This window comes from Mycobacterium sp. (assembly GCF_035499775.1).
Lineage (GTDB): Bacteria > Actinomycetota > Actinomycetes > Mycobacteriales > Mycobacteriaceae > Mycobacterium.
Window position 1 is genome coordinate 16,778 of the sequence record NZ_DATJYB010000441.1, and the last position, 12,483, is coordinate 29,260.

The window sequence follows — 12,483 nt, forward strand, 5'->3', positions numbered from 1 at the left end:
CGCGACAAGCCCATCGGAGTTTTCACGTTCACAACTCGGAGCGCCGCTCGGGGTGCCCTGAAATCCAGGACCGGGCGCCGGCAAGGACGGCCGCGTGCACCGCTCGTGCGATTCGGGCGCCGAACGCCGAGCGGGGCCCACCGTATGTCTCCGGAGTGCCGTCCGTGGGGCAGTGCACGACGATCGCGTCCGAGGCGGTCCCGGTGGCCCGTACCCCGGTCTCATACAACGCCCTGCACTTTCGCCTCGGTTGCGGTGGCCACGGCGTTGACGAGGGCCTCCTCGGACAGCCGCACCGGCACCGCCACCACGATGTTGATCGTGCCCACCCGATACTCGTCAGCGGCGGTGAGCGGTCGGTACTCGACGGCCTGGTAGTCGGCGAACGCGGTCGTTCGGGCGCGGGAGGGCAACTCGCGGCGGAAGTGCCCGTCCGGCGCGGCCGCCCAAGCCGGACTGGAAAGCCCGGCGGTTGCGGCAGCATGCACGCCGCTGTCGGCGGCCAAGTGGTGCCCGGTCACGTCGACTGCAGTGAGCAGCCCACAGCCGGTGCCGACGAGGTCGAGCGCGCTCCCAATCTCAGTCAGGTGGCGGTCCGGGTCCGTCCGGCCGTAGTCGAGGGGGACCGTTGCGTTGACCACCCAGTCCTGGGCGCCGATGCCGCCGCCGAGCGGTCCTGACGAGATGCACAGTCGAGGCGCGGCGAATTGCCAGACAAGGGCCGGGAGCGACCGAGTTTGTTCCATCCGCGCGGTCAACCTGGGAGCACGGTCTCATCCGCCCGTGCAGGTGGTGCCGTGTTGAAATCGTGGTCAAGATCCAACAAGGACCTCGACTTGCAGGGTTCCGGGAAAGACGAACAGCGGTGTGGCGGCGCCGGTTGAGATGCCAGCTACGGCAAAGGAATTCCATGGTTTTCCATCGGAGCCGGCGGGCATTACGACGGCGACGGAGTTGGTCGTCGGTGTCTAACTCGACTTATCGGGAGTGACTGCGCGCCACACCAATTCGGCAATGGTCCGACAGTAATCGTCGTCGACCGGCTCGCCGGTGAACAGTGCACGCATATTGATCGGCGCGAACAATAATTCCAGTGCCGTTTCGGCGTCGACCTCTGCGAGTAGCTCGCCGCGTTGGCGGGCGCGGTCAAACACGCCACGCAGTCGATCTGCGCGCGCCTTCCACAGTGCCCGTCGGATCTGGGCGGTCGGTAGGCCCGGATTGCCAATCAGGTGGGTGACCTGGAGACTGCGCCCGACCTCGGAATCAATATACCGAGCCATCCCCATCGCCAGCGCCAGTAGGTCGGTGCGCAGCGAGCCCATGTCGGGTGGTGTCAGCCCCGCATTTTGATGCAGAAGCAAATCGAGAATCAGGTGCTCCTCATCTCCCCATTGCCGCCGAATCGCCGCCGGGTCGAGCCGATGCCGATCGGCGAGCGCCAAAATACTGAAACGGTCAATACCCCAACGGGTTAGCTCGTCAAAGGCCGCCGCGAGTACGCGCTCGCGAAACTCGGCAGGCAGTGCACCATCCGCAGAAACTGACATCCCGTCCCCCAAACGCCTTAGACCGGAAACAGGAACACTAACGAAAAACCGTGTGCGGTCGGTAATCGGGGCACTCGCCAGCTGATCCGCAACGTCTGAGCGATGCGAATAATTGGCCGCTTCCTGAGGTGCGGACCCTACGACGCCGGACCGGTGCCGCGCGTGCATCAACCGAACAATGCGGTGGAGTTTGAGCATCCTACGGGCAACGAATCGCAGTGGCCTCGCGAGTTAGAAGCGCTTTCGCGCGAACCAGACTTCCTCGGTCGGCCATTTCCGGGCCCACTCGGCTGAGGCGAGCTCGCTGGGCCGGGTGGTGTCCTCGCCCGCCTGCAGCTCGACCAGGCGCTCGACGTCGAAGCCGTGCTGTCGCAGCAGGCGGATCCATTCGCCGTGCGGCAGGTGGAACTCTACGGAGCCGTCGTCGTCCCACTTGGTCCGGTGCATCCCGAAGTAAGGTCGCTGCAGGGTGGTGCCGGCAGGCCCGGCCGGCACGACGACGTCGGTGTAGGGGATGCATAACGTCAGCAGGGAGGCGTTTGTCAGAAACATGAGCCACCCACCAGGGCGCAGTATGCGCGCGGCCTCCGGTATCCAGGCGTAGGGGTCGGCCCACAGCGCCGCGCCGTACTCGCTGACCGCGCCATCGAAACTCGCGTCGGCGAACGGTGTCGCCTCGGCGTTGCCAAGGTGCAGCGGAAACTCCAGGCCGAACTCCCGTTGTAATTGCCGGGCAGTCTGCAGCTGTGCGGGCGAGTTGTCGATGCCGACCGGATGCGCGCCGCGCCGCGCCAGCCAGGCCGAAACATAGGCTGTACCGCAGCCCAGCTCCACCACATCCTGTCCGCTCAGATTCTCGGGCAGCAGCCGCAGTTCAGCCTCCGGGATGTCCCAGATGCCCCATTCGATCTCGGTGGCCGACCAGTTGGCACGTCCATTCGCCACATAGTCCTTGGCGAAACTATCCCAGGCCTCGCGGTTGGCGCGCACGTGATCGGGCAGCTGCTCGGCGTCCATGATCTGCTGATGCTAGCCGGATAAACGTGTATCCGTCGTCGTTGGCTGCAACGTCCGTAATTGCGTTGTATCCCAACAGCTTTCGTGACCATCCTAGGTACCGATAATTCCGGCTGGAGCGATGCGTACCGGTTAGGGCCGTTGTGTGCGCTCCAGCGCTGCCGCGACAATGGGCTTGGCCCACCCCGGGGTGAAGGTCAGATCGGACGGCCCGACGATGTGGCCGCGCTGCATGTGCAGCACCAAGACCGGCTGCGGTGCCTGCCCGGTCGCGGGATCGGCACTGGCAGAGTTGTCATACACCCGTAGCTCAGTCAGCACCGGCAGCAGTGTCACGAGATTGATCAGGCTGTGGCGGTAGCGACGGCGGATATCGGCTTCGGGAATGTCATGGCCGCCGCCGCGGACCCGTTGTCGCACCCGCTCGATGTGGGTCTCGGCGCTGTCGAGTCCCACGTAGAAGACATGGACCTCGATGCCACGCGTGGCCGCATGGGCCAGCAGGCCGGGCATCGTGTTGCCGCCCAGGGTGGTCTCGAAGGTGAAATCCAGGCCTTGATCAATCGCCCGTTGCACCAGCCGCCGGCCCAGTTCCCAGCCCGCCGCGTTGGCGTCGGTCTGGCCTAGTGCGGGGTTGGCCGCCCTGATCTGGCGTGCGGCTTCGTCGGGGTTGTAGTACTCACCGCCCTTGGCGCGGATGGTCGCGCCGATGATGCTGCTCTTGCCGGCGCCGTTGACGCCCGCCAGTACGTGTATCTGCGCTGACATCAGTGCTGTGCGAACCGCGGGCCTCGCCCGATCACCGCGGTCGCGCGGTGCGGGCCGCCTTCACCGCCGCGGCGCCGAGTTCTTCGGGTGTGGCTTCGAAGGCCGCTGCGACTCCGGCTTTGGCTTTCGGTGTCTGCATGGTGGCCAACAGCGTGTCGAAGCGCTCACTGAGGTCGTCGAGTGCCGGGGTGGCCGATGCGGTCAACGCCTCGAACTCGGCATACGACAGCAGCACCGCGCGGGGGATGTCGTGCTTGGTGATCACCACAGCCCCGTTGCGTGCGGCCTGCTCAAAGACCGTGCCGAACTCGTTTTTGAGGCGGCTGGCGGTGACCACGGGTACGTCGACCAGCTTGCCGTCGCGGTTGCGGAACGGGACCGTGGACATGGCGCTCTCCTCGTTCGTCGTCAACACCGCTACGGTAGCCCTTTTGTCTATTTTGTGCGAATAGGACATTTCGTGCTGTCCCGGCGCGGACGACCCGAAACCCCCGAAGGCGCGGCCCGGCTGATCCGGCGGTCGATGCGTCGAGTTGGCGACCACGGATAACGCGACCTTATTCTTCGCCCACACCGCCCGCTAGATGTTCGTAATCCAGGTCAAACCTGAGCAGCGTGTGTAGTCGGTGGACCCAAACGTGGGGGCGACACTGTGTTGCTGCCGCCACTAGGTGGCGAGCTTAAAAGCGCCCGACACCGGGTGTGCGGGTGCTTTTATGTCTGCTCGCGCTACTTTGCCGCCACCACGAATCCGTGGATGATCGCCTCGATATCCGACGACTGGTTGACCGTCTCGCTGGCCAGGCTGGTGATGGTGAGCTGGACCAGGAATCGCTGCTTGTCGGGCGGCGAGCCGGTCGGGAGGACGATCCGGTTCCAACTGTGCAGCCGGGTGTCGTCGAGGTCGTAGCTGCCCTCGATCATCGACGACGGAAATCCGTTGTAGTCCGCCATCGAGACATTGAGCTGCTTGAAGTTCTCGAACAGCTGAGCGTCGTCATTGCCGTGTTTGATGACCTGGGCAGGGTCGAAGTCCCCGCGTAGCCGGAACACCACCAGCCGAGCCGTCGGAAACTTGCCGCCCTTGGACAACATCACGGTCTGCGGCGCGATCTTCGGATTGCTGGCCCGCGACCAGTCCGGCGGTGTCGGGATGGACACGGTCAGATCCTTCAGGTCGTCCGGTGCCACCTGCTGTCCGGTGACGCCGATGCTTTCCAGGTACTGCGACAGGGGAACCGGCTTGGCACTGGGGGCGGTCGTAGAAGTGGCGGCAACGGTGGTCGTCGACAAAATCGAATGGAAGTCAGCGGATTTCGGTCCGCATGCCACGGCCGCCAATGCGACGATCGCGACAGCGACCGCAAAGCGCTTCACAGAATCTCGCGGACCGTGTCGATCGGCCGGGCCAGGCGAGTGCCTTTCGGTGTGACGACAAACGGTCGTTCGATGAGGATGGGGTGTTCGGCCATGGCGTCGAGCAACTCGTCGTCGCTCGCGTCGGCCAGCCCCAGTTCGGCATACAGCGACTCGCGCTTGCGCACCGCGGTCCGCACGTCGATGCCGGCGTCGCGGATCATGCGCACCAGCTCGGCCCGCGTCGGCGGCGTCTTCAGATACTGGACGACCGTTGGCTCAATACCGTTGTCCCGCAACAAGTCCAGCGTCTTACGCGAGGTGCTGCACTTCGGGTTGTGGTAAATGACGGAGCCAGAGCCCATCTACGCGTCTCCGTCGAAAAGCCCTGTGACTGAGCCGTTTTCGAAAACAGCACGAATGGTGCTGGCCAACAACGGGGCAATCGACAAAACCGTCAACTGAGGGAAGCGCTTCTCCTCGCCGATCGGCAACGTGTTCGTCACGATCACCTCGCGCGCGCCACACGAGGCCAACCGCTCAGCGGCCGGATCGGACAACACGCCGTGGGTGGCGGCGATGATCACGTCGGCGGCGCCGTCGTCCCGCAGCAGCTTCACCGCACCGGCGATGGTGCCGCCGGTGTCGATCATGTCGTCGATCAGCACACAAGTCCGCCCGGCCACCTCGCCGACCACGCGGTTGGACACCACCTGGTTCGGCACCCGCGGGTCACGGGTTTTGTGAATGAAGGCCAGCGGCACGCCGCCCAACGCGTCGGCCCACTTCTCGGCGATGCGCACCCGGCCGGAGTCAGGGGAGACCACGACCATGTTGCCGTCGGGGTAGTTGTCCCGGATGTAGCCGGTCAGCAGGTTCTGCCCGCGCATGTGGTCGACGGGTCCGTCGAAGAAACCCTGGATCTGGTCGGTGTGCAGGTCGACGGTCACGATCCGGTCGGCACCCGCGGTCTTGAGCAGGTCGGCAACCAGCCGCGCCGAAATCGGTTCGCGGCCGCGATGCTTCTTGTCCTGGCGGGCGTAGGGATAGAACGGCATGACCGCGGTGATCCGCTTGGCGCTGCCCCGCTTGAGGGCGTCGATCATGATCAGCTGTTCCATCAGCCAGTTGTTCACCGGCGCCGGGTTCGACTGCAGGACGAACGCGTCACATCCGCGCACCGATTCGTGGAAGCGCACGAAGATCTCGCCGTTGGCGAACTCCCGCGCCGTCTGCGCGGTTACATGGACATCCAGTTCCTTGGCTACCTGCTCGGCCAGCTCGGGGTGAGCGCGGCCGGAGAAGAGCATCAGGTTTTTGCGGTTATCGGTCCAGTCGTGGCTCAACGTGCTGCCCTCGCCGTATCGGGAGTCGAGATTGGTGGTCGAATGCGCCCCCATCGTACGTAGTGGTTACCGGCTAGTAAATTCACGGCGCCGTGCCGGCTTCGGGCGTCTGGGCGGCCCGCTCGGCCGCCTCGGCGGCTGCCGTCCCCGGCCGCTTGCGCTGCACCCAGTTCTCGATGTTCCGTTGCGGGCCCGCCGACACCGCCAGCGCTCCCGGCGGTACGTCCTCGCGGATCACCGTGCCCGCCCCGGTATAGGCGCCGTCGCCGACGGTCACCGGCGCCACGAACATGGTGTCTGACCCGGTCCGGACGTGCGAGCCGATGGTGGTCCGCGACTTGGTCGTGCCGTCGTAGTTGACGAACACGCTGGATGCGCCGATATTGCTGTGTTCGCCGATGTCGGCGTCGCCGACGTAGGTCAGGTGCGGCACCTTGGTGCCGGCGCCGATGCTGGAGTTCTTGGTCTCGACGAACGCGCCCAGCTTGCCATCGCCTCCCAGCGTGGTTCCGGGCCGCAGGTAGGTGAAGGGCCCGACCACTGCGCCGTCACCGATCGTGGACTCGCTGCCGTGGGTGCGGACGACCGACGCGCCGTCGCCCACTGTGACGTCGGTCAGCGTGGTGTCCGGGCCGACGACACAGCCGCCGCCGACCTGGGTACGGCCGAGCAGCTGGGTGCCGGGGTGGAGGACGGTGTCGCGGCCGATCGTCACATCGACGTCGATCCAGGTGGTGGCCGGATCGATGACCGTGACTCCGGCCAACTGGTGCGCGGCGACAATCCGGCGGTTGAGCTCGGCGCCCAGCTGGGCCAGCTGAACGCGGTTGTTGACCCCGGCCACCAGCGCGCTGTCGTCGATATGGCGAGCGCTGACAGTCTGGCCGTCGCGGCGCAGGATGGCGATGACGTCGGTCAGGTAGAGCTCCTGCTGGGCATTGTTGGAGCTCAGCCGGCTCAGCGCGGACCGCAGCGCGGCGATGTCGAAGGCGTAGACCCCGGTGTTGACCTCGCGGATCTCCCGCTGCGAGGGTGTGGCGTCGGTCTGCTCGACGATCGCCATCACTTCGTTGTCCTGGGTGCGCAGGATGCGCCCGTAGCCGTGCGGATCGCTGAGCGTCGTGGTCAGCACGGTCACGGCTGCTGACGTCGATGTGTGGGTGGCGATCACATCGGCCAGGGTGTCGGCGTCCAGCAGCGGAGTGTCGCCCGCGGTGACGACGACGATCCCGGCGTAGTCGTCGGGCAACGCCGACAGGCCGCACAGCACGGCGTGCCCGGTGCCCAGTGGCCGGTCCTGCAGCGCGACGTCGATGGTGCGCCCGAGGGTGTCAGCCAACTCGTCGACCAGCGGGGAGATCCGCTGGTGCTCGTGACCCAGCACCACCACCAGGTGCTGGGGTGCCAGCTTGGTCATCGCATGCAGCGAATGAGACAGCATGCTGCGCCCGCCGAGGCTGTGCAGCACTTTGGGAGTATCCGATCGCATTCGGGTGCCGGGCCCGGCCGCCAACACCAGGACCGCGGTGTCACCACGAAACGTCATCGACTCTCCTCATTCGGGGCTCCGTCGCCAGGACTCGAACCTGAACTATCTGAACCAAAATCAGAGGTGCTGCCGATTACACCACGACGGATTGCCTTTCAAGAGCGGGCGGGCCCGCGCCATCAAGACTTTAGTCTGACCGCGGCAGGGCGCATCGAACGTGGGGGAAATGCATGCGCTTTGGTCGGCTTGAACAGGCAGAAGTCCGTCACGCCAACCGATACCCTGATGACGTGGCAGCTCCTGAGAAAGAAGTGCGAGCGCCGCGCGCCAGGATGACCGGCAGCGAGCGCCGACACCAACTCATCGGCATCGCGCGCTCCTTGTTTGCCGAACGCGGCTACGACGGGACGTCGATCGAGGAGATCGCGCAGCGGGCCAACGTGTCCAAGCCGGTCGTCTACGAACACTTCGGCGGCAAAGAGGGCCTGTACGCCGTCGTCGTCGACCGGGAGATGTCGGCGCTGCTGGACGGCATCACGTCGTCGCTGACGAACAACCGGTCCCGGGTGCGTGTCGAGCGGGTCGCGCTGGCGCTGCTCACCTACGTCGAAGAGCGTACCGACGGCTTCCGGATCATGATCCGCGACTCGCCGGCCTCGATCAGCTCGGGCACCTACTCCAGCCTGCTCAACGACGCCGTCAGCCAGGTCGCCTCGATTCTCGCCGGCGACTTCGCCCGTCGTGGCTTGGACCCGGGCCTGGCTCCGCTGTACGCGCAGGCTCTGGTGGGTTCGGTGTCGATGACGGCGCAGTGGTGGCTCGACACGCGTGAGCCCAAGAAGGAAGTCGTCGCCGCGCACCTGGTCAACCTGATGTGGAACGGTCTGACCCACCTGGAACCCGATCCCCAGCTGCAGGACGACGAGTAGCCGATGGTGGCGACCCGCGTCGCCCGGCTACACCGCGCTCACGATCGCCACTACCCGATGGTGGCGACCCGCGTCGCCCGGCTACGCCGCGCTCACGATCGCCACTACCCGCAGTCGCGGGCCAGCAGGTCAGCGGTCGTCTCGCGGCGCACCAGCTGCCGGACGCGGCCGTCCTTGACCGACACCAGCGGCGGCCGGCCGACCATGTTGTAGTTCGACGCCATGCTGTGGTGATAGGACCCGGTGCATGCGACGGCCAGCAGGTCGCCGGGATGCACGTCGGCCGGCAGCTCGATATCGCGGGCGATCTCGTCCCCGGCTTCACAGTGCCGGCCCGCCACGGTGACGACCTGCTTGACGCCGAGGGCGTGCCGGTTCGCCAGCGCGACCGTGTATTGCGCGCCGTAGAGCGCGACGCGCGGGTTGTCGCTCATGCCGCCGTCCACAGAGATGAACGTGCGCCCACCCGGCCGGGTCTTGACCGACCGCACCCGGTACAGGGTGACGCCGGCCCGGCCGCTGATGCCGCGACCGGGTTCGACCACGACGGCCGGCCGGGGGAAATGCTCGGCGGCGCAGGCCTCGTCCACAGCGTCCTCGATCACGGCGGCCAGCTGCTCGAGGTCAAGCGACGCGTCACCGGGGAGGTAGGCGATCCCGTGACCACCACCGATGTTCAGCTCGGTGAGGATCACGCCGTGCTTCGCGCGGACGTCGGCCATCGCGGCGATCATCCGGTGAATCGTTTCGCCGTACAGCGCCGCGTCGGTGACCTGCGAGCCGATGTGGCAGTGCAGTCCGATCAGGTCGAGGATCGGGTGCGCCAACACGCGGTCGACGGCGTCGGCGGCGTGGTCACCGTCGAGCGTGAACCCGAACTTCTGGTCGCTGATGCCGGTGGTCACCGCACGATGGCCGTGAATGTCGACGTCGGGGGTCACCCGCACGAGCACCTTCTGGCGCTGCCGCGCGAGACCGGCGAGGTAGGCGATCTCGACGTTCGAGTCGACCACGATGCGCCCGACGCCGACGCTCACCGCGTCCCGCAGCTCCTCGGGTGATTTCGCGTTGCCGTGCATGATGATGCGGGCCGGATCCATGCCACCGGCCAGGGCGATAGCCAGTTCGCCGGGCGAGCAGACGTCGATGCCGAGCCCTTCCTCGTGGGCCCAGCGCGCCACCGCGGTGGTCAGCAGCGACTTGCCGGCGTACACCACCTCAAAACCCTGGGCGGAGCGCAGAACCTTGCGGTAGCGGCGGGCGCGGTGCCGGAAGTCGGTTTCGTCGATCACATAGGTCGGGGTGCCGAACTCGTCGGCGATGTCGGTGAGCGGCACGTCGCCGAGGCAGAGCCGGCCCTCCTCGTCGGAGCAGGCAGTAATGGGCCAGATCGCGGGGTCGAACCGCCGCGGAGCGGCCTTGCCGATGGAAGGCAACATGTCCAGCAATGTCATGCTTCCAACCTGCGCTCGGCGGGGACCGCGAGCCGCATTCCTTGCGGTTCCTTGACGCCGCCGGGCTCAATATTGACGGTCTTCGGCGCCGTTTTTGGGCCACTTAGAATGGGGTGCATCATGACCGCACCGGGGGCTGCTAGCCCAGATACCCCGATCGCGGGGCTCGTCGAATTGGCGCTGACCGCGCCGACATTCACCCAGCTCATCGCGCGCGCCTCCGATCGACCCGACGAATTGACGCTGGTCGGGCCGGCCAGCGCGCGCCTATTTGTCGCCAGTGCGCTGGCGCGGCAGGGACCCCTGCTGGTGGTCACCGCCACCGGGCGCGAAGCTGACGACCTGACCGCCGAACTGCGCGGCGTGTTCGGTGACGCGGTGGTGGCGTTCCCGTCCTGGGAGACGCTGCCGCACGAACGGCTCTCGCCGGGCATCGACACCGTCGGCAACCGCCTCATGGTGCTGCGCCGGCTCGCCCATCCCGACGACACCCGGCTGGGTCCTGCCCTGCAGGTGGTGGTGGCGCCGGTGCGTTCGCTGCTGCAGCCGATGACCCCGCAGCTGGGCCTGGTCGAACCGGTCACTTTGACCGTCGGCCAGGAGATCGGCTTCGAGGAAGTCATCGCCAGGCTGGTCGAACTGGCCTATACCCGGGTGGACATGGTCGGCCGGCGCGGCGAGTTCGCCGTGCGCGGCGGGATCCTGGACATCTTCGCCCCGACCGCCGAACACCCGGTCCGCGTCGAGTTCTGGGGTGACGAGGTCAGTGAGATGCGGATGTTCTCGGTCGCCGACCAGCGCTCCATCCCCGAGATCGCCATCGACACGCTGGTCGCCGTTGCGTGTCGGGAACTGCTGCTCACCGACGACGTGCGGGCACGGGCCGCCGAGCTGGCCGAAAGGCACCCCGCTGATGAGGGCGCCATTACCGGCACCCTCACCGACATGCTCGCCAAGCTGAGCGAGGGCATCCCGGTCGACGGCATGGAAGCGCTGCTCACGGTGCTTCGCGATGACGATCACGCGCTGCTGACCGATCAGCTGGCCGACGGCACGCCGGTGCTGGTGTGCGACCCGGAAAAGGTGCGCGCCCGCGCCGCCGACCTGATCAAGACGGGCCGCGAATTCCTGGAGGCGTCGTGGTCGGTCGCCGCCTTGGGGAGTGACGCGCCGGTCGACGCCGGTCAGCTGGGCGGCTCGGGTTTTGCCGAGTTGGACCAGGTAGAAGCTGCGGCGCGGCGCTCGGATCATCCGTGGTGGACGCTGAGCCAGCTGTCCGACGAGTCGGCGACGGAACTGGACATCCGGGCTGCGCCATCGGCTCGTGGGCATCAGCACGACATCGACGCCATCTTCGCGATGCTTCGCGCCCACGTCTCGACCGGCGGCTACGCCGCGGTGGTGGCGCCCGGCACCGGAACGGCGCATCGCGTCGTGGAGCGACTGGCCGAGTGCGACACCCCCGCCGCCATGCTGGAATCCGGCGCAGCACCCCAGAAAGGGATAGTTGGCGTGCTCAAGGGCCCGCTGCACGACGGCGTGCTGATCCCGGGCGCCGAGCTGGTGATCATCACCGAGACCGACCTGACCGGCAGCCGGGCCACCAACGTCGACGGCAAGCGGCTGGCGGCCAAGCGGCGCAACACCGTCGACCCGCTGGCGCTCACCGCCGGCGACCTGGTGGTGCACGACCAGCACGGCATCGGGCGCTTCGTGGAGATGGTCGAACGCACCGTCGGTGGCGCGAGGCGCGAGTACCTGGTCTTGGAATACGCAACGGCCCGACGCGGCGGCGGGTCCGACAAGCTGTACGTGCCGATGGATTCGCTGGATCAGCTGTCCCGGTATGTCGGCGGACAGGCGCCCGCGCTCAGCCGGCTCGGCGGCAGCGATTGGGCCAACACCAAGACCAAGGCCCGTCGCGCGGTGCGCGAGATCGCCGGCGAGCTGGTCGCCCTGTACGCCAAACGGCAGGCCAGCGCCGGCCACCCGTTCGGGCCGGACACACCGTGGCAGGCCGAGATGGAGGACGCGTTCGCCTTCACCGAGACCATGGATCAACTCACCGCCATCACCGAGGTCAAGGGCGACATGGAAAAGCCGGTGCCGATGGACCGGGTGATCTGCGGCGACGTCGGCTACGGCAAGACCGAGATCGCGGTGCGGGCGGCGTTCAAGGCGGTACAGGACGGCAAACAGGTCGCCGTGCTGGTGCCCACCACGCTGTTGGCCGACCAGCATCTGGAGACGTTCCGCGAGCGGATGGCCGGCTTCCCGGTGGTCGTCAAGGGGCTGTCCCGGTTCACCGACCCGACGGAGTCCCGCGCCGTGATCGACGGCATGGCCGACGGGTCGGTCGACGTCGTGATCGGCACGCACCGGCTGCTGCAGACCGGTGTGCGCTGGAAGGACCTGGGCCTGGTCGTGGTCGACGAGGAGCAGCGCTTCGGCGTCGAGCACAAGGAGTTCCTCAAGCAGATGCGCACCGCGGTGGACGTGCTCACCATGAGCGCGACCCCGATCCCGCGGACGCTGGAAATGTCGATCACGGGAATCCGCGAGCTGTCGACGATG

Annotated in this window: 11 protein-coding genes, 1 tRNA gene and 1 pseudogene; 2 read left to right on the forward strand and 11 right to left on the reverse strand. The window is 66.9% G+C overall.

Annotation, left to right across the window (positions count from 1 at the left end):
* Positions 1 to 28: 28 nt before the first annotated feature.
* From VML93_RS27205 to VML93_RS27250, 10 genes and pseudogenes are all read right to left on the reverse strand, one after another.
* A pseudogene (locus VML93_RS27205) lies at positions 29 to 746 on the reverse strand (adenosylcobinamide amidohydrolase).
* A gap of 222 nt (positions 747 to 968) precedes the next feature.
* Positions 969 to 1,550 (reverse strand): TetR-like C-terminal domain-containing protein, encoded by a 582-nt coding sequence (locus tag VML93_RS27210; protein ID WP_325615359.1) that lies wholly within the window; start codon positions 1,548 to 1,550, stop codon positions 969 to 971.
* Positions 1,551 to 1,781: 231 nt separating this feature from the next.
* Positions 1,782 to 2,567: a class I SAM-dependent methyltransferase gene (locus tag VML93_RS27215; protein ID WP_325615360.1), complete on the reverse strand. Its 786-nt coding sequence runs from the start codon at positions 2,565 to 2,567 to the stop codon at positions 1,782 to 1,784.
* Positions 2,568 to 2,699: 132 nt separating this feature from the next.
* Complete coding sequence (locus VML93_RS27220; RefSeq protein WP_325615361.1) at positions 2,700 to 3,335, reverse strand: zeta toxin family protein; 636 nt, start codon at positions 3,333 to 3,335, stop codon at positions 2,700 to 2,702.
* 31 nt (positions 3,336 to 3,366) lie between these two features.
* Positions 3,367 to 3,723: a type II toxin-antitoxin system Phd/YefM family antitoxin gene (locus VML93_RS27225; RefSeq protein ID WP_325615362.1), complete on the reverse strand. Its 357-nt coding sequence runs from the start codon at positions 3,721 to 3,723 to the stop codon at positions 3,367 to 3,369.
* Positions 3,724 to 4,064: 341 nt separating this feature from the next.
* Positions 4,065 to 4,712 carry an LpqN/LpqT family lipoprotein gene (locus VML93_RS27230; RefSeq protein ID WP_325615363.1) on the reverse strand — a complete coding sequence of 216 codons (648 nt, stop codon included), beginning with the start codon at positions 4,710 to 4,712 and terminating at the stop codon, positions 4,065 to 4,067.
* Complete coding sequence (arsC, locus tag VML93_RS27235; protein ID WP_325615364.1) at positions 4,709 to 5,056, reverse strand: arsenate reductase (glutaredoxin); 348 nt, start codon at positions 5,054 to 5,056, stop codon at positions 4,709 to 4,711. Before arsC ends, VML93_RS27230 begins: the two co-directional genes overlap by 4 nt.
* The gene (locus tag VML93_RS27240) at positions 5,057 to 6,037 is read right to left on the reverse strand and encodes a ribose-phosphate diphosphokinase (RefSeq protein ID WP_325615371.1); all 981 of its coding nucleotides are present in this window, start codon (positions 6,035 to 6,037) and stop codon (positions 5,057 to 5,059) included.
* 82 nt (positions 6,038 to 6,119) lie between these two features.
* Positions 6,120 to 7,583, reverse strand: a complete 1,464-nt coding sequence (gene glmU, locus VML93_RS27245) for a bifunctional UDP-N-acetylglucosamine diphosphorylase/glucosamine-1-phosphate N-acetyltransferase GlmU (protein WP_325615365.1) — start codon at positions 7,581 to 7,583, stop codon at positions 6,120 to 6,122.
* Positions 7,584 to 7,602: 19 nt separating this feature from the next.
* Positions 7,603 to 7,674, reverse strand: a tRNA-Gln gene (locus VML93_RS27250).
* A 184-nt stretch (positions 7,675 to 7,858) separates the two neighbouring features.
* Between VML93_RS27250 and VML93_RS27255 the strand changes: the two genes are divergently transcribed.
* Complete coding sequence (locus VML93_RS27255) at positions 7,859 to 8,455, forward strand: TetR/AcrR family transcriptional regulator (protein ID WP_325615372.1); 597 nt, start codon at positions 7,859 to 7,861, stop codon at positions 8,453 to 8,455.
* 104 nt (positions 8,456 to 8,559) lie between these two features.
* Here the strand turns inward: VML93_RS27255 and lysA are convergent, their stop codons facing one another.
* Positions 8,560 to 9,909: a diaminopimelate decarboxylase gene (gene lysA, locus VML93_RS27260; protein WP_325615366.1), complete on the reverse strand. Its 1,350-nt coding sequence runs from the start codon at positions 9,907 to 9,909 to the stop codon at positions 8,560 to 8,562.
* 120 nt (positions 9,910 to 10,029) lie between these two features.
* Here lysA and VML93_RS27265 point away from each other — a divergent pair.
* Positions 10,030 to 12,483 (forward strand): DEAD/DEAH box helicase (locus VML93_RS27265; RefSeq protein ID WP_325615367.1); only part of this gene is annotated, 2,454 nt, incomplete at its 3' end.

What these genes read in the sequence shown, in the direction of transcription:
- VML93_RS27215 (WP_325615360.1), bottom strand. Translation starts at nt 2,567, where the DNA reads ATGGACGCCGAGCAGCTGCCCGATCACGTGCGCGCCAACCGCGAGGCC.
- VML93_RS27210 (WP_325615359.1), bottom strand. Translation starts at nt 1,550, where the DNA reads ATGTCAGTTTCTGCGGATGGTGCACTGCCTGCCGAGTTTCGCGAGCGC.
- VML93_RS27225 (WP_325615362.1), bottom strand. Translation starts at nt 3,723, where the DNA reads ATGTCCACGGTCCCGTTCCGCAACCGCGACGGCAAGCTGGTCGACGTA.
- lysA (WP_325615366.1), bottom strand. Translation starts at nt 9,909, where the DNA reads ATGACATTGCTGGACATGTTGCCTTCCATCGGCAAGGCCGCTCCGCGG.
- arsC (WP_325615364.1), bottom strand. Translation starts at nt 5,056, where the DNA reads ATGGGCTCTGGCTCCGTCATTTACCACAACCCGAAGTGCAGCACCTCG.
- VML93_RS27255 (WP_325615372.1), top strand. Translation starts at nt 7,859, where the DNA reads ATGACCGGCAGCGAGCGCCGACACCAACTCATCGGCATCGCGCGCTCC.
- VML93_RS27220 (WP_325615361.1), bottom strand. Translation starts at nt 3,335, where the DNA reads ATGTCAGCGCAGATACACGTACTGGCGGGCGTCAACGGCGCCGGCAAG.
- glmU (WP_325615365.1), bottom strand. Translation starts at nt 7,583, where the DNA reads ATGACGTTTCGTGGTGACACCGCGGTCCTGGTGTTGGCGGCCGGGCCC.